The 20590-nt window shown below is 39.8% G+C and carries 18 protein-coding genes and 3 tRNA genes; 17 read left to right on the top strand and 4 right to left on the bottom strand.

Going from position 1 to position 20590, the window contains the following annotated elements; translation table 11 throughout:
- The first annotated feature begins 3 nt into the window (after positions 1-3).
- The 14 genes from BWI44_RS20490 to BWI44_RS20425 all read left to right on the top strand — a co-directional run bounded on the left by BWI44_RS20490 (position 4) and on the right by BWI44_RS20425 (position 16651).
- The gene (locus BWI44_RS20490) at positions 4-1224 is read left to right on the top strand and encodes a polysaccharide biosynthesis C-terminal domain-containing protein (RefSeq protein WP_227073457.1); all 1221 of its coding nucleotides are present in this window, start codon (positions 4-6) and stop codon (positions 1222-1224) included.
- Positions 1214-2407: a UDP-N-acetyl glucosamine 2-epimerase gene (locus BWI44_RS20485; protein WP_227073465.1), complete on the top strand. Its 1194-nt coding sequence runs from the start codon at positions 1214-1216 to the stop codon at positions 2405-2407. Before BWI44_RS20490 ends, BWI44_RS20485 begins: the two co-directional genes overlap by 11 nt.
- Positions 2392-3426: a beta propeller repeat protein gene (locus BWI44_RS20480; protein WP_286816235.1), complete on the top strand. Its 1035-nt coding sequence runs from the start codon at positions 2392-2394 to the stop codon at positions 3424-3426. The genes BWI44_RS20485 and BWI44_RS20480 overlap by 16 nt, the downstream gene beginning before the upstream one ends.
- A 1-nt stretch (position 3427) precedes the next feature.
- Positions 3428-4639: a glycosyltransferase family 4 protein gene (locus BWI44_RS20475; protein ID WP_286816234.1), complete on the top strand. Its 1212-nt coding sequence runs from the start codon at positions 3428-3430 to the stop codon at positions 4637-4639.
- A 9-nt stretch (positions 4640-4648) separates the two neighbouring features.
- Entirely contained in the window at positions 4649-5230 is a 582-nt protein-coding gene (locus BWI44_RS20470) for an acyltransferase (RefSeq protein WP_117707732.1), read from the top strand.
- A 19-nt stretch (positions 5231-5249) separates the two neighbouring features.
- Complete coding sequence (locus BWI44_RS20465) at positions 5250-6104, top strand: polysaccharide deacetylase family protein (protein WP_286816232.1); 855 nt, start codon at positions 5250-5252, stop codon at positions 6102-6104.
- Between the two features lie 7 nt (positions 6105-6111).
- Positions 6112-7089 carry an NAD-dependent epimerase/dehydratase family protein gene (locus BWI44_RS20460; protein WP_286816231.1) on the top strand — a complete coding sequence of 326 codons (978 nt, stop codon included), beginning with the start codon at positions 6112-6114 and terminating at the stop codon, positions 7087-7089.
- A 36-nt stretch (positions 7090-7125) separates the two neighbouring features.
- Positions 7126-8076, top strand: a complete 951-nt coding sequence (locus BWI44_RS20455; protein ID WP_044534649.1) for an MraY family glycosyltransferase — start codon at positions 7126-7128, stop codon at positions 8074-8076.
- A gap of 182 nt (positions 8077-8258) precedes the next feature.
- Positions 8259-10193 (top strand): sensor histidine kinase, encoded by a 1935-nt coding sequence (locus tag BWI44_RS20450; protein ID WP_286816229.1) that lies wholly within the window; start codon positions 8259-8261, stop codon positions 10191-10193.
- 5 nt (positions 10194-10198) lie between these two features.
- A complete protein-coding gene (locus BWI44_RS20445) occupies positions 10199-11944 on the top strand; it encodes a bifunctional metallophosphatase/5'-nucleotidase (RefSeq protein WP_007663528.1) in 1746 nt (581 codons plus the stop codon).
- Positions 11945-11986: 42 nt separating this feature from the next.
- The gene (locus tag BWI44_RS20440; RefSeq protein ID WP_286816228.1) at positions 11987-12328 is read left to right on the top strand and encodes a DUF8478 family putative metalloprotein; all 342 of its coding nucleotides are present in this window, start codon (positions 11987-11989) and stop codon (positions 12326-12328) included.
- A 119-nt stretch (positions 12329-12447) separates the two neighbouring features.
- Positions 12448-14769, top strand: coding sequence for a TonB-dependent receptor (locus tag BWI44_RS20435; protein ID WP_118424196.1), 2322 nt, complete (start codon positions 12448-12450; stop codon positions 14767-14769).
- Between the two features lie 185 nt (positions 14770-14954).
- The gene (locus tag BWI44_RS20430) at positions 14955-15827 is read left to right on the top strand and encodes an AraC family transcriptional regulator (RefSeq protein ID WP_007663520.1); all 873 of its coding nucleotides are present in this window, start codon (positions 14955-14957) and stop codon (positions 15825-15827) included.
- Between the two features lie 62 nt (positions 15828-15889).
- Positions 15890-16651, top strand: a complete 762-nt coding sequence (locus BWI44_RS20425; RefSeq protein ID WP_007663518.1) for a creatininase family protein — start codon at positions 15890-15892, stop codon at positions 16649-16651.
- 78 nt (positions 16652-16729) lie between these two features.
- Here the strand turns inward: BWI44_RS20425 and BWI44_RS20420 are convergent, their stop codons facing one another.
- From BWI44_RS20420 to BWI44_RS20405, 4 genes are all read right to left on the bottom strand, one after another.
- Complete coding sequence (locus BWI44_RS20420; RefSeq protein ID WP_007663515.1) at positions 16730-17137, bottom strand: DUF4878 domain-containing protein; 408 nt, start codon at positions 17135-17137, stop codon at positions 16730-16732.
- Positions 17138-17166: 29 nt separating this feature from the next.
- Complete coding sequence (locus BWI44_RS20415) at positions 17167-17799, bottom strand: YiiX/YebB-like N1pC/P60 family cysteine hydrolase (protein ID WP_117707659.1); 633 nt, start codon at positions 17797-17799, stop codon at positions 17167-17169.
- A 243-nt stretch (positions 17800-18042) separates the two neighbouring features.
- Positions 18043-18627: a Crp/Fnr family transcriptional regulator gene (locus BWI44_RS20410; RefSeq protein ID WP_007663511.1), complete on the bottom strand. Its 585-nt coding sequence runs from the start codon at positions 18625-18627 to the stop codon at positions 18043-18045.
- A gap of 79 nt (positions 18628-18706) precedes the next feature.
- The gene (locus tag BWI44_RS20405; protein WP_044155227.1) at positions 18707-20053 is read right to left on the bottom strand and encodes an MATE family efflux transporter; all 1347 of its coding nucleotides are present in this window, start codon (positions 20051-20053) and stop codon (positions 18707-18709) included.
- A gap of 232 nt (positions 20054-20285) precedes the next feature.
- On the opposite strand from BWI44_RS20405, the gene BWI44_RS20400 reads away from it, so the two are divergent.
- From BWI44_RS20400 to BWI44_RS20390, 3 genes are all read left to right on the top strand, one after another.
- Positions 20286-20372, top strand: a tRNA-Ser gene (locus BWI44_RS20400).
- A gap of 9 nt (positions 20373-20381) precedes the next feature.
- Positions 20382-20453 (top strand) — tRNA-Glu (locus tag BWI44_RS20395).
- 13 nt (positions 20454-20466) lie between these two features.
- Positions 20467-20539, top strand: a tRNA-Lys gene (locus BWI44_RS20390).
- The last annotated feature ends 51 nt before the right edge of the window (positions 20540-20590 follow it).

Raw genomic sequence — 20590 nt, 5'->3', positions numbered from 1 at the left:
AAGATGAAAATACTTGTTACGGGGGCAAAAGGATTCGTAGGAAGAAATCTTTGTGCTCAGCTAAAAAATATCAAAGAAGGGAAAGTTTGTTGTTATGACGATTTGCAAGTTGATGAAGTGTATGAATATGATATAGAATCCACATTTGAAGAATTAGATATCTACTGTAAGAAAGCTGATTTCATATTCAATTTGGCGGGAGTAAATCGACCTAAAGAGGCAAATGAGTTTATGCAAGGAAACTTTGTTTTTGCAAATATTTTACTTGATATGCTAAAAAAACATCATAATACCTGTCCTGTGATGTTCTCTAGTTCTATTCAGGCTACTATGCAAGGTCGATTTGGTGAGAGTGAATATGCACGTAGTAAAAAAGCTGGTGAAGAACTCTTCTTCGATTATAGTAAAGAAACAGGAGGAAAGGTCTTGGTTTATCGTTTTCCTAATCTTTTTGGTAAATGGTGTCGTCCCAATTATAATAGTGTTGTGGCTACTTTTTGCAATAATGTAGCTAATGATCTCCCTATTACAATTAATGATAGGAATACGCAATTGGAATTGTTGTATATTGATGATTTAGTGGAGGAAATGATTGCCTCACTGAACGGGAGGGAACATCGTTGTGAATTTGATGGAATAGAAACGATATTTGTAAAGACTGGCCGTTATTGTGCTGTACCTACTACATATAAAGTGACTCTTGGTGTGATTGTAGATTTATTGGAACAATTCAAACTGCAGCCACAGACACTACTTCTTCCCGAAATGCCTAAGAATTCTTTTGTAAAGAAACTTTATAGCACTTATCTTTCTTATCTTCCTAAAAGAAAAATGGCTTTTCCTTTGAAGATGTACATTGACCAAAGAGGTAGTTTCACGGAATTGATTAAGACGTATAATCATGGACAAATCAGTGTAAATATATCTAAACCAGGGGTTGTTAAAGGACAACATTGGCATCATACTAAGTGGGAATTTTTTATCGTAGTTAGTGGGCATGGGTTGATTCAAGAACGTAAGGTTGATTCTGATGAGGTTATTGAATTTGAAGTATCAGGTGATAAAATAGAAGTTGTGCATATGCTGCCAGGCTATACACATAATATCATCAATTTGTCAGCTACCCAGGATTTAGTTACCATAATGTATTGTAATGAGTTATTTGATTCTGTGTATCCAGATACCTATTTTTTACCTGTAAAAGATGAAAGCAATGGAAAATAGGCCTCCAAAATTAGATTATAGCAGTGTGAAGTTCAAAGATAATGGCAAGTTAAAACTGGTCATTGTAGTGGGGACACGTCCAGAGATTATACGTCTCGCAGCTATTATTAATAAATGTAGAAAGTACTTTGATGTGATATTAGCTCATACAGGACAGAACTATGATTATAATTTGAATGGTATCTTTTTTAAAGATCTGAAGATTGAAACTCCTGAGGTCTATATGGATGCAGTAGGTGATGATCTTGGTGCCACCATTGGTAATATTATAAACTGTTCTTATAAGTTGTTTGTGCAGATAAAACCTGATGCTTTACTTGTGCTTGGTGACACAAACAGTTGTCTTAGCGTGATAGGAGCGAAGCGTCTTCATATTCCTATTTTTCATATGGAAGCTGGAAACCGTTGTAAAGATGAGTGTCTTCCAGAAGAAACTAATCGTCGTATCGTAGATATTATCAGTGATGTTAATCTTGCATATTCAGAGCATGCTCGTAGATACTTATCTGAATGTGGCTTACCTAAAGAACGTACTTATGTAACAGGGTCTCCTATGGCTGAAGTGTTATATGAAAATTTGGCTGAGATAGAAGCGAGCAATATACATCAACGTTTGGGCTTAGAGAAAGGTAAGTATATATTACTTTCTGCTCATAGAGAAGAGAATATTGATGCGGAGAAAAACTTCTTTAGTCTTTTTAATGCTATCAATGCTATGGCAGAGAAATATAATATGCCTATTCTCTACAGTTGCCATCCCCGTAGCCGTAATCGTTTAGTTGCAAGTAGATTTAAACTTGATAGAAGAGTAGTTCAACATGAGCCTTTTAGTTTTCATGACTATAATTGTCTTCAGATGAATGCTTTCGCTGTTGTGAGTGATTCAGGAACATTGCCAGAAGAAAGTAGTTTTTTTACTAGTGTGGGACATCCGTTCCCGGCTGTTTGTATTCGTACTAGTACTGAACGTCCTGAAGCTTTAGATAAGGCTTGTTTTGTGTTGGCAGGTATTCACGAGAAGTCATTACTTCAAGCTGTAGATATTGCTGTAGAGATGGTTAAAAATGATGATAATGGTATTTCAGTACCTGATTATATGGATGATAATGTATCTACTAAAGTAGTGAAAATTATTCAGAGTTATGTAGAGGTAATTAATAGGATGGTGTGGCGGAAGGAATGACTATGCACAACTTAGAAGTCTATAAGAATGTAAAAGTATTAGAAGTCAAAGATGACTTTTTTATAGGAGTTAAAGGGTATAGGCTATACAAGTTTTATTTTGATAAAAATACATATGAATATGTTGGGCGAATTAATGATGGAAAGTATGCTCTTTTTGCTTGTTACTTTTTAACACGCCGTTTTCTTCGTGCTGAGGTAACAAATCTCTATGGGCTACCTAGTGGAGATTATATAGCAATAGCAAAGAAAGGTGTATTTCTTTGTAAGAAAGGAGAACAGGTGTTTCGAAAGACTTTCAATGTATTGCGTGGATCGAGACCAATGAATTTATGTATTACTCCGGATAGTAATATTTATTTTGGAGAATATTTTGCTAATGTTGAAAAACGTGCTGTGAATATTTATCATTCTAGTGATAATGGTAAAACGTGGAATATTGTTTATACTTTTAAAGAAGGTACAATTAATCATATTCATGGACTATTTTGGGATTCTTATACTAATTGTATTTGGGTTACTACTGGTGACCTTGATAATGAGTGTATTATTGCTAATACCCAAGATGGTTTTAAAACTTTGAATATTATTTTCCGTGGAGGGCAGAATTATAGAGCAACCAATTTGTTTTTTTATAAAGATTTTATTATTTATGCTACGGATTCTCAATATATAATAAATTCTATTTATAAAATAAATAGAAAAGATTTTCAGGTAGATACTTTATATCATATTCAAGGTTCTGCTATAAAGGGAGGGCAGAATGGTAATTTAGCATATTTTTCAACTACTGTGGAACCTTCTAAAATTAATCGTGATAAATATTCACATTTGTGGATGACTCAGGATGGATTAACTTGGAGGGAAATATATAAAGCAAAGAAAGATTGGTTACCTGCAATTTTTCAATTTGGAAGTATTGAATTTCCGAAAAATTTAACAAATAAAGGAGGCTTGATAATGTTTTCAGGTAGAGCTTTAACTAAAATAGGTAACAATAGTTGTAAAATTGTATTATAGAATGAGAATACTTCTTATTACACAGTATTTTTATCCTGAGAGTTTTAAAAGTAATGATATTGCTTTTGAATTAGTGAAAAGAGGTTATGAAGTAGATGCACTAGTAGGTATCCCTAATTATCCGGAAGGGCAAATCTATAATGGATATGGTCTCTTTAAGAAACGTCGGGAGAATGTAAAAGGAGTGAATGTATACCGCTCCTTTCAGATACCACGTGGCAAAGGAGGAGGATTAAGGCTAATGATTAATTACCTGAGTTTTGTTTTTTCTTCGTGTTTTAATGTGTTTTTTTATTTTGCTTGGAGAAATTATGATGCAGTAATTGTGCATGAAGTCTCGCCTATATTTCAAGCATATCCTGCTATTCTTCTGAGAAAACTAAGAAAAGTTCCAGTTTACCTATGGGTGTTGGATATATGGCCTGATGCTATGATGTCTGGTGGCGGAATCAAAAATAGGAAAATCTTATCATTTGTAAATAGATTAGTGGTAAATATCTATGGTCAATGTGACAGGATATTGATTAGTAGTAAGCGTTTTACCGAATCTATTTTATCTAAAGGAGATTTTGTTGATAAAATAAAGTATTTCCCTAATTGGAGTGATGACTTATTGAAAGTAGATTCGGAATATCCTATTCCTCAATTACCTGATGGTTTTAAAATAATGCTTGCTGGAAATTTAGGACGTTCCCAAAATTTAGATGCAGTTGTTCAGTTGATTCTATCTTTGAGAGATATAAAGGACTTGAAATGGATATTTATAGGTAATGGAAGTGAAAAGGAATGGCTTGATAATTTTATAGAGGCTAATAAATTGAGTGATGTAGCATTTACATTAGGACGTTTTCCACTTGAAGCAATGCCGGGATTCTTTAAAAAGGCTAATGCTCTGCTTGTTACTTTACGATCAGGATTCCCTCATTTGGGAATGGTAGTTCCTGCACGTTTACAGGCATATATGTCTGCTGGAAGGCCTGTCTTAGCAATGATTGGTAATGGTGGAGCAGACGTGATAAAAGAAGCTAATTGTGGTTATGCTGTTCCTGCGGGAGATTACGAGGCTTTGGCTACTATAATTCGAAATAATGTACTGGTGAATAAGGAGGCTTTTGAGACTTTGGGATATAATGGGCGTTGTTACTTTGAGAGAGAATTTCAAAAAGATATCTGTATAGATAATCTGTGCCGAATACTCAAGGAAGATTTTTAATTAACTAGAATGAAAAAACTAAGTTTAACATACCGTTTTCTTCGTTTTATAGGTTTAAATTATTCAGAGGAGGAATATGGTGATGTCAGTCTATTTAAAGTTATTGGGAAGTTTTTTGGAAACATGTATCATGCTCTTTTATTGAGTATGATGAATTGGGTTATTTTTGAACCAATAAATCCAAGAATGTTACGTCCTTTTCTATTGAGGAGACTTGGCTGTAAGGTAGGCAAGGGAGTATTTATTGGAGATCATGTTGTTGTAGATGAGAATCATGCAGATCATATAATATTAGAAGATCATGTGCATATAGCTAGCGGTACTCGTTTGTTATGCCATCAAAGAGATTTATCTAATTACTGTGTTGGGGATGATTATGCGAAGCTTGGTTATAAACTAGGTATAATCCATATGAAAAAGGGTAGTTTAGTTGGTATGGAATCATTTATTATGCCTGGTGTTACTATTGGTGAGGGTGCAATAGTTGGTGCTGGTTCTTTGGTTACAAAAGATATTCCAGCATGGACAATTGCTGCAGGTAGACCTGCTAAGGTCGTGAAAGAAATTCCTCAGAGAATTTCTGTAAAATAATCTAGTAAATATTATTGTTTTGAATATACTAACCTTCGACATTGAGGACTGGTATAATTGCGACTTTATCTCAGGTGATTTCAATTGGGATAAACATGAAGTGCGTATATATCAGGGAGTAGACCGTATTCTTGCAGAATTGGAGAAACGGAATCAAAAAGGAACATTTTTTTGCCTTGGCTGGATTGCGGAAAGACATCCAGATGTTATTCATTCTATTCAAAAGCAGGGGCATCATATAGGTTGTCATTCCTATCAACATGAGTTATCTTTCCGTTTTGATGAGAAGACATTTAAAGCAGATACATTGAAGGCGAAACGCCTAATAGAAGATGTGACGGGAGAGGAAGTGAATGCATTTCGTGCCCCGGGATTTTCTATCACTAAGAATAATACTTGGGCGCTTTATTGTCTGGCAGAGATGGGATTCAGATATGATTGTTCTATGTTTCCTGCTCCTCATGATTATGGTGGTATGCCAAGTTATGGAGAAGGTGTTCCGAAACGTATTGATGTTGGTGATGGAAGGATTATCAAAGAGTTTCCAATAAATATCCATCAGATAATGGGTAAACATATTGTTTTTTCCGGTGGTGGTTTCTTCCGTTTATTTCCTTATTGGCTGATTAATCATTGGGGAAGACATAGTGATTATATGATGACTTATTTTCATCCGAGAGATTTTGATGAAGAGCAACCTGTCATGAAAAGCTTACCTGTAATGCGTCGTTTTAAGAGTTATGTTGGCATAAAAGGGGCTTTTACTAAGTTTCAAAGGGTATTGGATCATTATGAGTTTTATAATGTAGAACAGGCTGATAAGCTTATTAATTGGAATACTATTCCTATAATGCGATTAGATGATTTAAAATAAGAGACTCATGAATATACTTATTACAGGAATTCACGGTTTTGTGGGCTCCAATCTAGTTGTAGCCTTAAAAAAACGTCATGTTCTTTATGGTCTTGATATCGTCGCTCCTGAAAAGGAGGGAGTAGTGAAGACTTTTGCTTGGGAAGATATTGAATCAACTTCTTTTCCAATGCAGCGTTTGCCACAATTTGATGCCATCATCCATCTGGCCGGTAAAGCACATGATACAAAGAACCAGTCTGTTGCACAGGCGTATTTTGATATCAATACAGGATTGACTCAGAAGATCTTTGATTTCTTTCTGGAATCTACAGCTAAAAAGTTTATATTCTTTAGTTCAGTGAAGGCTGCTGCCGATAGTGTAGTAGGGGATGCGTTGAGGGAAGATGTGATACCTACTCCAATAGGACCTTACGGAGAGAGTAAGATAGCAGCCGAGAATTATATTCTCGATAAATTAAAAAATAAGAATGAAAAATTAAAACTACATGATGATAGGAAGCAGGTATATATATTGAGACCCTGCATGATTCATGGCCCGGGCAATAAAGGAAACCTGAATTTGCTTTATAATGTGGTAAAGAAAGGCATTCCCTGGCCTTTGGGAGATTTTGAGAATAAGCGTTCGTTCACTTCGATTGATAACTTATGTTATGTGGTGGAAGGTTTGCTGACAAAGAATGTAGCGAGTGGCATTTATCACATGGGTGATGACGAAGCCCTATCTACAAATGAATTGATTACTCTCATGTGTGAGGCTATGGGTAAAGCACCTCATATCTGGAAGATGAACCGGAAGATGATGGAAGGTTGTGCAGGTTTAGGAACTTTACTTCATCTGCCGCTGAATACTGAACGTTTGCGGAAACTGACGGAGAATTACGTGGTTAGTAATGAGAAGATTAAAGCAGCACTTGGCATTGAACGAATGCCTGTTCGTGCTGCTGATGGGATTATGAAAACGATAAAATCGTTTTCAAATTAATAATTAACATTTAAAATTAAAGGGGCAAGTACGGTTATGTATTACCTGATTATATTGGTTCTGCTATTTCTGGCAGAACTTTTTTATTTTAGAATAGCTGATAAGTGCAATATCATCGATAAGCCCAATGAGAGAAGTTCTCATACCCGGATTACTTTGCGTGGTGGCGGAATCATTTTCTATTTTGGCGCTTTGGCTTATTTCTTGAGTAATGAATGGGAATATCCCTGGTTCATGTTAGCATTGACCCTAATTACCTTTATCAGTTTTGTGGATGACATTCGTTCCACTTCTCAAGGCTTTCGGTTAGTATTTCACTTTACCGCTATGGCTTTGATGTTTTACCAATGGGGGCTGTTTTCTCTTTCGTGGTGGTGGATAATTATCGCATTGATAGTTTGCACAGGTATTATTAATGCTTATAATTTCATGGATGGTATCAACGGCATTACCGGTGGTTATTCATTGGTTATTCTTGGTGCATTAGCTTATATAAATTCTAAGATAATCACTTTTGTTGAGCCCGCTTTGATTTATACCGTCCTTTGCTCTGTATTTGTATTTTGTTTCTTTAATTTCCGTAAAAAGGCGAAGTGTTTTGCCGGTGATGTTGGTTCTGTGAGTATCGCCTTTATTCTTCTTTTTCTGATAGGGAGACTCATTATTAAAACAGAAGATTTCGGCTGGATTATCCTGTTGTCTGTTTATGGTGTCGACAGTGTGCTTACTATCATTCATCGCTTGATGCTTCATGAAAACATTGGTTTACCTCATCGCAAACATATGTATCAGTTGATGGCGAACGAATTGAGGATGCCTCATGTTGTGGTTTCGTTGATTTATATGGTGGTACAAGCAATAATAATAATTGGCTATATAGGATGTTTGAACTATGGTTATATATTCTTGCTGGGGGTAATTTTATTGCTTAGCTTTATCTATATATGGTTTATGAAGAAGTACTTTAGTTTACATCAAAAGGTTTAATATTAATTGATTGTATATTAATGTCAGAAAACAGCTCCTAGTGGGCTGTTTTCTTTGTTTATATCTGGTAATATCTTCACAGAACACTTACGGATAAAAATATCATGGCTTAAATTCTACAACTATTTTTCTATTCTTATAACTTTATTGTATATTTGCCGAAACAATTCTATATTCACTGAATGGGCTTATTTAGGAAAATAATATATAGCTTTCTGCTTTTCTTACTGATATCCCACATTGGGCTTTCATCGGCCTTTGCGGTGACTGGAGAACACCCGGTATTGATTATCAGTTCATATAATCCGGACGCACGACAAACTTCTGGAAATATTTACGATTTTATGGAAGAATTTGAGCGGCTGGGAGGGGAGGCTCCGATATCTCTGGAAAATATGAACTGCAAAAGTTTCTCCGAAGCTCCTTTATGGAAAAGTAAAATGGAGGAACTTCTTGCTAAATACCGGGGAAAACGTTCGCCTGTACTACTTGTGCTGATTGGTCAGGAGGCTTGGACAGCTTATTTATCACAAGCAGATTCCATACGTGGAAATGTGCCGGTGCTGGCTGCACTGGCAAGCCGTAATGCTATTATTCTTCCGGATGATTCAGTCGATCTGAAAACATGGATGCCTGATGCAGTGGATTTCTTTAATGACTTCCCTAATTCTTCAGTGAAAGCCGGATTCGTTTATGAATATGATGTAGAAGCCAATATTAATCTGATAAAGAAGCTGTATCCGGAAACCAGGAATATTGCTTTTGTTTCCGATAATAGTTATGGTGGTGTTTCTTTGCAGGCACATGTAGTGGAAGAGATGAAAAAACACTCGGAACTGAACCTTATTCTGCTGGACGGACGAACGAATACAATTTATACCATAAGCGATAAATTACATGAATTGCCTCCCAATACAGCATTGTTATTGGGTACTTGGCGCGTAGATATGTATGACGGATACTTTATGCGCAATGCGACTTATACGATGATGGAGGCTGCCGGTGATGTTCCTACTTTTTCTATAACTTCTGTAGGTATAGGCTATTGGGCGGTAGGTGGAGTGATCCCCTCTTACCGAGCATTGGGTAAGGATATGGCGCATCAGGCGGTTCGTTTGTTGCAGGGACCGGACAGCGACCGGGTGGAAGTAGAGGTAATTCCGAATAAGATACAGATGGATAGCAAGATTGTGAAAGATAAGCGTTTGGATCTGTCTTCCATTCATCAGCCTATAGAAATGGTCAATGAAACTCCATCGTTTTACGAACAATATAAATATCATATCTGGACTGTTGGTACGGTCTTGGTCGTATTGCTGAGTGGATTGTTTGTTTCTCTGTACTTTTACTATCATACTAAGAAACTGAAAGATGAACTTCAGGAGTCGGAGAGTGCTTTGAGAGAAGCGAAAGACCGTGCGGAAGAGTCAAGCCGTCTAAAGAGTGCTTTCCTTGCTAATATGAGCCATGAAATCCGTACGCCGTTGAATGCGATTGTAGGATTCTCCGATGTACTGGCTTCAGGAGGTACTTCGGTGGATGAACAGCAGGGATATGTCGATATTATTAAAACAAATTCGGACTTGTTGCTTCGCCTGATCAATGACATCCTGGATGTTTCTCGTCTGGAGGCAGATAGGGTTACGTTTACAATTGAGAAGTGTGATGTAGTACCACTGTGCCAGCAGGTATTAGCTTCTGTTAGTCAGGCTCGTAAATCGGAAAATGAGTTTATCTTTGAGTGTGACCGTGAAAGTGTGGATTTGCGGACGGATACCCAGCGTTTGCAGCAGGTTATTATAAACTTACTCTCCAATGCCGACAAATTTACCAGAAATGGTAAGATCACATTGAAGCTGGAAGTAGATGATGAGAAGAGAGTAGCTACTTTCTCTGTATCAGATACCGGTACAGGTATTCCGTTGGAAAAACAGAAGCAGGTATTTGAACGGTTTGAGAAACTGAATGAATATGTGCAAGGCACGGGATTGGGTTTATCTATCTGTAAACTGACTGTAGAGAAGTGGGGAGGAGAGATCTGGGTAGATTCCGGATATACAGATGGAGCAAGATTCGTATTTACACATCCATTTGAGATAGAACAACCAAATAAATAATTACTATGAAGAGATTTTACTTTTTTTTAGGGTGGATATTCTTCCTGACAGGAGCCGTGTTGGCTCAGGATAAAATAGTAAAGCTGAAAATTGTAGAAACCAGCGATATACATGGTAACTATTATCCTTATGACTTTATACTTCGACATGAGGCAGCGGGAAGTCTGGCGCGTGTGTATGAGTTTGTTCAGAAGGAACGTGAGACTTATAAGGATAACCTGTTGCTATTGGATAATGGAGATATTCTGCAAGGTCAGCCTTGCGCTTACTATTATAATTATATTGATACCATTTCTCTGCATCTGGCTGCCGAAGTGTTGAATTACATGAAGTATAATGTTGGTAACATGGGAAATCATGATGTGGAAACCGGGCGTGCTGTGTTTGATCGTTGGGCAGGTGATTGTAATTTTCCCATTTTAGGCGCCAATATCATTGATACGGTTACAGGGAAAACGCACTTTAAGCCTTATGAAGTATTGGAACGGGATGGTGTTAAGATTGTAGTGCTGGGAATGATTACTCCTGCTATTCCTGTGTGGTTGTCGGAAAACTTATGGAAAGGTCTGCGCTTTGATGATATGGAAGAGACAGCCCGCAAATGGATGAAGATTATCCGTGAAAAAGAGAATCCGGATTTAGTAATCGGAATTTTCCATGCCGGACAAGATGCTCTGTTGATGGGTGGTAAATATCGTGAGAATGCTTCACTGGAAGTGGCTCGTAACGTTCCTGGTTTTGATATTGTTTTGATGGGACACGATCATACCCGTGAATTGAAGAAGATTAAAAATGTAGAGGGAGACTCTGTGTTGATTATGGACCCGGCAAGTAAGGGAGGGGTTGTGGCGAATGCAGATGTTACTTTGAAATTGCGTAAGGGAAAAGTAGTCGAGAAACATATCAGCGGAGTGCTGACTGAGATGAAGAACTATACTGCAAACAAGGATTTTATGGCTCGTTTTGCTCCCCAGTTTAGTGATGTTCGGGATTTTGTGTCCAAGAAGATAGGAAGTTTCACTGAAACGATTTCTACGCGCCCTGCTTATTTCGGTTCTTCTGCTTTTATTGATTTAATCCATATGTTACAACTTGAAATCACGAATGCAGAAATTTCTTTAGCTGCTCCTCTGTCGTATGATACCGAGATCAGCAAGGGTGATGTGTTTGTAAGCGATATGTTCAATCTGTATAAGTATGAAAATATGCTTTATACTATGAAGTTGTCCGGTAAGGAGATAAAAGATGCATTGGAGATGTCGTATGATTTGTGGACAAACCAGATGAAATCTCCTGATGACCATTTGTTGCTGCTTCGTGAGAAGCGTCGTGAAGGGGCAACGGATCGTGCTTCATTCAAAAACTTCAGCTTCAATTTTGATTCGGCTGCCGGTATCATTTATACGGTGGATGTAACGAAACCCAAGGGGGAAAAGGTGACTATAACCAGTATGGCGGACGGAACTCCTTTCTCTTTGGATAAAATGTATAAAGTAGCACTGAATTCCTACCGCGGTAATGGTGGAGGAGAATTATTGACTAAGGGTTCCGGTATTTCTCAGGATGAATTGAAAGATCGTATCCTGTACTCTACGGATAAAGATTTGCGTTATTACCTGATGCAATATATAGAGAAGAAGGGTGTGATTGAGCCACATGCGTTGGGACAATGGAAGTTTATTCCGGAAGAATGGGTGGAGCCTGCTGCTAAACGGGATTATGAATACTTGTTTGGAAAAGTGGAAAAATAATCACTATCTTTGCAGTCGCAATTTTTAATAGACTGTAGGGACGTGAATAAAAAGATAAAGAGAATTATAGGGGCTGTATGCTTGTTGGTGCTGTTTGTGGCATATCAGACAAGTATTACAGCCTTTACTCATGTCCATTACGTCAATGGAGTGCTGATTACCCACTCTCATCCATTTCACGGTAAGCACACGCACTCTAAAAGTGAACTTGTCGTTATAGGTCGTTTGTCAACTTTCCAATCTCCGGAGGTTGATGTATATGAAGAACTGCACCCTATGCGGATACTTCTGGCTATGCTGGAAGCGGAAAAACTAACATCCTTGGTAAAGGAAGAATGGGGGCAGGTCGTTTCTCTTCGCGCTCCGCCGGCATTCGCGGTATAATCTTTTATCAAGCTTTCAGCTTGGAAAGCTACCGGTTAATATACCGAAAGGTACTTGTAGGTTGTAGCTCGTAGCTTGTCACTCATATTTTCAATACATACATTTTTGAGCGCAAATTAATGAAAAAACATATACTTGCGTTGGTGCTTACTATGGTTTGCATCAGCCTCTATGCCGTAAATCCTATAAAGGAAGGCAACATGATTTCCGGTCACGTGATAGTGAAAGGAACAGAAGAAAATATACCCTATGCAACTATATTAATCAAAGAAAGCGGTCAGGGAACAGTCTCTAATGAAGAAGGTCAGTTCGAATTCCGTAAACTTCCTGTCGGGAAATACACGCTTCGCGTATCAGCGGTAGGTTATAAGACGCAGGAAAAAGAGGTAACTGTCAGTAAAGACTTTACTGCAGTCATACATTTCCAGATGCAGGAAGAGAGTTTCATGACGGATGAAGTAGTGGTATCTGCCAACCGTAATGAAGTGAGCCGTAAGGACGCTCCGGTAGTTGTCAATGTGATGAGTGCCAAGCTCTTTGAGATGGTGAATTCTACAGATTTGGCAAAGACGCTGAACTACCAGTCCGGCCTGCGTGTGGAGAACAACTGTCAGAACTGCGGTTTTCCACAAGTACGTATCAATGGTCTGGAAGGTCCTTATTCTCAGATATTAATAAATAGCCGTCCTATCATCAGTGCCCTTAGCGGGGTATATGGACTGGAACAGATTCCTGTGAATATGATAGAGCGTGTGGAGGTAGTGCGTGGTGGTGGTTCTGCTCTGTTCGGAGCGAATGCAGTAGGTGGTACTATCAATATCATTACTAAAGATCCTATCAGTAATTCTTTTCAGGTATCGAGCATGTTTTCGTGCATGGATGGAAAATCGTGGGAACAATATATGGGTGGTAACGTCTCCCTGGTTGCAAAAGATAATTCTTACGGTATCGCGCTGTATGAAAGCTATCGTAACCGTAACCCTTATGATCGTGATGATGATGGTTTCTCCGAACTTGGTAAACTGAATATGAATACTTTCGGTTTCCGTGCTTACTATCGCCCTACGCACTTCAGCCGTATCAATCTGGAATACCATACTACTAATGAGTTCCGTCGTGGTGGTAATAAATTTGATCTGCAACCGCATGAGTCGGATATTACAGAGCAAACTAAGCACATTATTAATAGTGGTGGTGCCAGCTACGATTTATTCTGGCGTGAATATAAGCATAAGATTTCTCTTTATGGTTCTATTCAGCATACGGATAGAAACAGTTATTATGGAGCGCAACAGGACATGAATGCTTATGGTAAAACGGATGATCTGACCTGGGTAGCCGGTGGCATGTATGTAGGCAATATGAACAACTGCTTCTTTGCTCCTGCTACTTTTACCGGTGGCCTTGAATATCAGAATAACTCCCTGCATGATGTCATGACTGGTTATCATCGTGATATGAAGCAGGATGTACGCATAGCCAGCGCCTTTGTTCAGAATGAATGGAAGATGCGTCAGCTCACTATGCTGGTGGGTGCCCGCCTCGATAAGCACAACCTGATAGACAAGTTGATTTTCAGCCCGCGTATCAATTTCCTTTATAAACCGACTGAGGATTTCCAGGCACGTTTGACGTATTCTACCGGTTTCCGTGCACCGCAAGCTTATGATGAAGATTTGCATGTGACAGCTGTAGGTGGTGAAGGAGTTCAGATTAAGTTGGCTGATAACCTCCGTGAAGAGCGTTCCAACAGTTATAGTGGCTCTGTGGACTGGAGTACACATCTCGGACATTGGCAAGCGAATATTTTGCTGGAAGGTTTTTATACTGACCTGCGCCATGTGTTCGTATTAGAAGATATCGGTAAGGATGATAACGGGGATAAAATCAAAGAACGTCGTAACGGTAGTGGTGCACGGGTATATGGTGTCAATCTGGATGCCAAATTGGCTCATGGCAAAGAAGCACAATTCCAGTTGGGATTCACCGCACAACGTAGCCGTTATATGGATGCCGAGGTCTGGACCAAAGTGGATGGTGAAGAATTAACTACCAAGCGCATGATGCGTACACCGGATTATTATGGCTATTTCACTTTCTCTTCCGCACCATTGAAAAACTTCGATTTCTCTTTGTCAGGCATCTATACCGGAAAGATGATCGTTCCTCACTATGCTCCGGTGGATGCCCCGGAAGGTGCGTTTTGCAATATTGAAAAAGACCGTATGGAGAATACTCCCGATTTCTTTGATCTCAATCTGAAGTTAAATTATACCTTTGTTTTGCGTGATCACATCAAGTTGCAACTCAATGCAGGTGTACAGAATATCTTCAACAGCTTCCAGAAAGACCTGGATAAAGGTGAGTTCCGTGATTCCGGTTATTTTTACGGACCAACGCAACCAAGGACATTCTTTATCGGCTTTAAATTTATGAATTAGGCTGAGGTCTAAATTTAATATTGCAAGTGTTTGCAAAATTATTGCATGGGCTTATGAATTTATTGCAAGAGCATAATTTCATAAGCCCTTTCTTGTAGAAATGTTCCCTTTTTCTTTTTTTAGGATATTTCGGACGGTTTTCAGCGAAATATTGCTTAAGTTTGCCACGCAAATAAGAAAGGGAGATGAAAAATATAAAGAACGTAGATATTGCAACTATTCGCCGTTTTCCGGCAATGGATTTTATTGGGAATGATTTTGCCATATTCGACAATATAGGAGATATCCCTTTGTTCGGTTATCCTACACGCCTGAATGCGTCCTGTCTGACACTCTGCATGAAAGGGTATTGCAAGATACGTATCAATCTGAAAGAACATGAACTTACCGAAGGTGTTCTTGTGGTTACTTTGCCTGAACAGATTTTGCAGCAGGTGGAGCGTTCGGATGATTTCACCGGTGTTTTTATAGTTGTCTCCGGTCAGTTTATAGATGATGTGCTCCCCACGGTACAGCAGTTATTCCCTCTGTTTTTTATGATTAAAGAGCAGCCCTGTGTACGCCTCAATCCGGAACAAATGGAGGCTGTGCAGGAGTATTACTCTTTCCTTCAAAAGAAGGTAAAACTGAAAGACAATCCTTTCCGTAAAGAGATTACTCAAGGATTGATACTGTCTCTTTTCTATGAGATATATAGCATCTATCAAGGCAATGAGCCTACTGTCAGAAAAGTAAAAAGCAGGAAAGAGGATCTTTTTGAGCGTTTTGTCCGTGCAATTACAGAGTCGTACAAACAGGAACGCAGTGTTGCCTATTATGCCGACAAAATGTTTCTGACAGCCAAGCATCTTTCTACAGCTGTAAAAGAAGTCAGTGGAAAGACTGCCGGAGAATGGATAGACAGTCTTGTAATTTTGGAAGCTAAAGCTTTGTTGAAATCTTCCGAAATGAGCATTCAGGAAATCTCCGATGAACTGCATTTTGCTAACCAGTCTTTCTTTGGCAAATATTTCAAGCATCACACCGGAATGTCTCCAAAAGAATATCGTAAGCAATAGTACACAGTGTCGGAATATTCTTTATTTTTGCAGGTATCAAATACCCCCAAAAATAAGAAAACATGGAAAAAAGAGAAATTGACCTTACTGTTTCCTGCTATGGAAAAGTGAAGGATGTGAAGTATGATGCCGTTATACTTCCCTGGGGCGCAACAGAGCCTCATAACTTACATCTTCCGTATCTCACCGATTGCATTTTGCCCCATGACATTGCTGTAGACGCTGCTATGCTGGCACTGAAACGTTCCGGTGTACGTTGTATGGTGATGCCTCCTGTACCATTCGGTGCCCACAACCCCGGGCAGCGTGAACTTCCCTTCTGCATACATACCCGTTATGCCACCCAGCAGGCTATTTTGGAAGATATTGTCGCTTCTCTTTATGCTCAGGGTATGCGTAAACTGATTATTGTCAGTGGACATGGCGGGAATAATTTCAAAGGTATGATACGCGACCTTGCCTTTAGCTATCCGGACTTCCTGATTATTGCTACCGACTGGTTTAGCCTCGTTCCCACGAAAGATTATTTTGAAGCTGAAATAGATGACCATGCCGGTGAGCAGGAAACTTCCGTAATGATGCACTATCATCCGGAGCTGGTAAATCTGAATGAGGCAGGTGATGGGGATTCTAAGCCTTTTGCTATTTCTTCATTGAACGAAAAGCTGGGATGGGCACCGCGCCATTGGGATAAAGCTACAGTGGATAGCGGGGTAGGGAACCCCAAGAAAGCTTCGGCTGAGAAAGGTGAACGCTATGTGAAACCTATTATCGAAAAGCTTGCCAAGCTCTTCACGGAAGTAGGGCAGGGTGAACTTTACTAAGTAAAATAAAACGGGCGGTCCGGTAAGAAATACTTTTCTTAACTGAACCGCCTTGTTGCTTATACTGAGATGAAAAGCTTACTTATCTATCGACATTAGCCATTTACCATCTCTTTTCACCATCGATTGCGTACCTTCTTGTGTTTCTCCGTTTCCGTAGGTTTGCTTTATTTTTACAGTTGCTGTGTTTCCATCTTCCGATATTTCTTCCGATAGAATCTCAATACTTTTCAGTCCACCCATTTTTTCATACTCTTTGCCCACTTTATCTCTCAATAAGGCAACGAATCCTGCTTTTTGCTCTTTCAGTTTATCAGCAGTTTCGCTGTCATCCAAAGCAATGCCATCTACAAACTTTTCATAGTCACCTTTGATAAGGTAGTTGCTATACTTCTTCATCGCATCTCCCGGACTACTGGAAGAGGAGCAAGCTGCCATCATAAACATAGCCATAACCATCAGACTAAAATAAAATACCTTTTTCATACGCTTTTTTTTAAATGATTAATGTGTATTTAAAAATAGTATATCAAACAGAGGCGCTTACTCTGTGCAATATCGTTAGGCAGGAGATAATCTCCTTTGAATCCCGGAATATTCACGTGACTGATACGTCCCTCAGGCAAGTCTATTCCTTGTTTTTTGTATACGAAATCAATCAGTTCCGTACAGTACATTCGCGTTGTATCTGCCAGATTATAATCATGGTCGAATAGTACATGGGCATGATATAACCGTTCTGCCTGTACTGCTGCTCTGTATGCGCTTGCAGAATCCTCTGCAATACGCATAATGGCCCCGTTAATAGCTTTTCTTTCTTCAAAAAACACTTCAACTGTCTCCATTTTTACACGATCCGGATCGTCTTTGAAATCCGGTTCGCCGGGCACAGCATGTATCACATACCATTGTCCGTCTTTCTTCTTCAGGATGCCGGTATGCGAATACGTTCCTTCACGGTCTGCAGCCAGCACCACTCTACTTGTAATCCCTGTTCCTCTTCTGAAAGCGATATCTCCATCCCGAAATAATTCCTGTGGCAATTGCAGCAGGCGGGTCTTTTTATCAGGACTTCCCTGGCATCCCGCCAGTATAAGTGTGAACAACAGCGTTATTTTTAGTAGTGCTACGTGTGGCTTCATTTCCATTAATACAAATATATGAATAAGTTTGCATTACTACACGTTTTTTAAATGAATTTTGTGGAGTGAACGAAAAAAGAGGTAACAACCTCTATACATTGTTACCTCTTTTTTAATCTATACCCTAAAAACTAATCTCTTTCCTTATAAAAACTAATTCTATTTCTTTTTTGATGGCGCAAAGTTAGAGAGTTCTTGGGGAATATGATTTGATATAAATCAAAAAAATGTAGATTCATATTGTCTTTTTTACAGTATGCCCGAGCGTACCCGGCTAAGGGTTTCGGGCGTCATCAGCAAATAAGATGCGATATGTGACAATGGTGCCCGTTTGATGACCTCCGGATGGGTATGCATCAGCATGTTGTAGCGTTCGCGTGCTGTTTCGAATCGCCAGGAGTCAGCTTTCACTTGAGATACGATGAGTGAGTACTCCAGTATCTTACGGTAGAACATATTGATTTCCCAGGAGATTTCTGTCAATCTCATGAATTTATCGTAGGGGAGGAGGTATACTGTGCAAGGTTCCAGAGCTTCTGCCATCAGGCGGGTAGGTTCTTGCTTCAATGTACTTTCTATGCAGATGATGACACAGCCTTCGTAGGAAAAGTGCTCGGTGACGTCTTTACCGTTTTTGTAATAGAACTGGCGCATCATGCCTTTACCCACAAATACCATGTGGTGGCAGACTTGCCCTTCCTTGAATAGGAGTTCACCCTTTTCCAGCTCTTTGCGGATCAGAATATCTTCTATCAGTTTTCTACCCTCAGGTGCCATACCCGGATAACGGGAGTTCACAGTGGCATTAACTGTTTCTTTTAATAGTGTATCCATAATTGTTCGCTGGTATTTATAACCGTTTCCGGGCACAAAGGTACGAAAGATTTGATTTAAATCAAATCTTGTGAAATGATTAGTGCTTAGCGACAAAACCCTTTGTTGTCCACTTCATGCTATACCAGCGTCGTACGAAGATAGCTCCCCGGATGTTTTCATCCAACAGGAAGGCAACCCACATACCACAGATGCCCCATTCCAAAGGAATACCGAAGATGTATCCCAGCCCGACGGCAACGCTCCACTGAACTACCAGTCCGACGTAAAACGGGTAGTTGACGTCGCCGGCTGCACGCAGAGCGTTCGTGGCAAAAATATTGATAGGTCGTCCGATTTCGAGAATAACGTCAATGATGAGGATGGTGGTACCCAGCCGGATGATCTCTTCGTTGGAGGTCAGCCAGTGGAAAATGGTGTTTCCGAAGACGGCCAGAACCGTGGAAAGTATGACGGTGATCATTACGGATTTCTTCATCACGTATTTTCCCATAAGGAAGGCAGCATGAGGTTTTCCCTCTCCGATGAGATGACCGATGCAGATGGCGCCTCCTTGTGCCATGGCAATGCTGAAGAGGTAGGCGAACATGATAATGTTGACGCAGTAGGTACGGGTGGCCAGTGCTTCGACGCCCAGCATATTGATGAAAAAGGTAATCACTACTTGCGATGAACTGTAAGAGAGTTGCTCTCCGGCAGAGGGCAGGCCTACTTTCATCAGGTTCTTCAGCTCGGGCCACGGGAATGGACGGAAATAAGCGACAGGGAAACGGTGGATATGTTTGCGGAACAGGATAATGAATAGTAGTACCATGGAAACTCCGCGGCTGAAAGCTGTGGAAATGGCAGCACCTTCTACACCAAGTTCCGGGAAGCCGAAGCGACCGAAGATAAGGGAGTAGTTACCTATGATATTAAGTATGTTGACAACGACGGTTACCAGCATTGGATAGATGGCTTTGTTTGCACTGCGTAGGGAAGCGGACAGGGTTAGGGAGATAGCTTGAAAGAAAGCGAAAGCACCCACGATGCGCATATAGTCCATACCGTCCGTCATCAGTTCGGGAGTGAGTCCCATGAGGCGTAGTATCGGTCCGGCACAGGAAAAAAGGAACAAGCTGACAGAGACGCCGATCACTATATTCACAAGGATGGATACGCCGACTACCTGGACTACTTTCTTCTGCAGGCGTGCGCCGAGGTATTGGGAGCAAAGAACAGAGGTGCCAAGGTTGATAACCTCGAATATAAGGAAAGTAAGCATGATGATCTGGTTGACCACTCCTACGGCGGCAACGCTACTATCTGAGTGGCGGCTCAACATAATAGTATCTACAGCACCCAGCATCATGATGAGCAGGGTCTCTATAAAGATGGGGGCAGCGAGTTTGGCAAGTCGCTTTTTTAAGCTTTCCTGATGTATCATTTCGTAGTGTTTGAAATCCGGTGATGAAAAATCGTGCAAAGGTACGGAATGAGAGGGAGGGAAGAATTGATATGAGTCAAATAAATTATTTTTTTTCCGACCTTTGCTTTTGACTTTTAACAGATTACACCTTTTCCTGAAAAAAGTCAGAAAAAAATATGATGGAAAGATTTGCATAGTCCAAAAGTTTCCCATACATTTGCACCGCATTTGAGAAACAATGCAGGTTTAAGGAAGTGTGGGTGAGTGGCTGAAACCACCAGTTTGCTAAACTGACGTACGGGTAACTGTACCGGGGGTTCGAATCCCCCCGCTTCCGCAAACAGCCGGTGGATTCGTCTAACGGTTAGGACACATGCCTCTCACGCATGCAATACGAGTTCGATTCTCGTATCCACTACGGAAAATTTAATGCACTCTTAGCTCAGCTGGTAGAGCAATTGACTCTTAATCAATGGGTCCAGGGTTCGAGTCCCTGAGGGTGTACAAGGAATAAAGCGGTCATCAAATAGATGACCGCTTTTTTTATGCAATTAT

It is taken from the genome of Bacteroides sp. Phil13, from assembly GCF_001940965.1.
Classification (GTDB): Bacteria; Bacteroidota; Bacteroidia; order Bacteroidales; family Bacteroidaceae; genus Bacteroides; species Bacteroides intestinalis.
The sequence above is the reverse complement of the archived record's forward strand: the minus strand, read 5'-3'. Positions and strand labels throughout refer to the sequence as shown.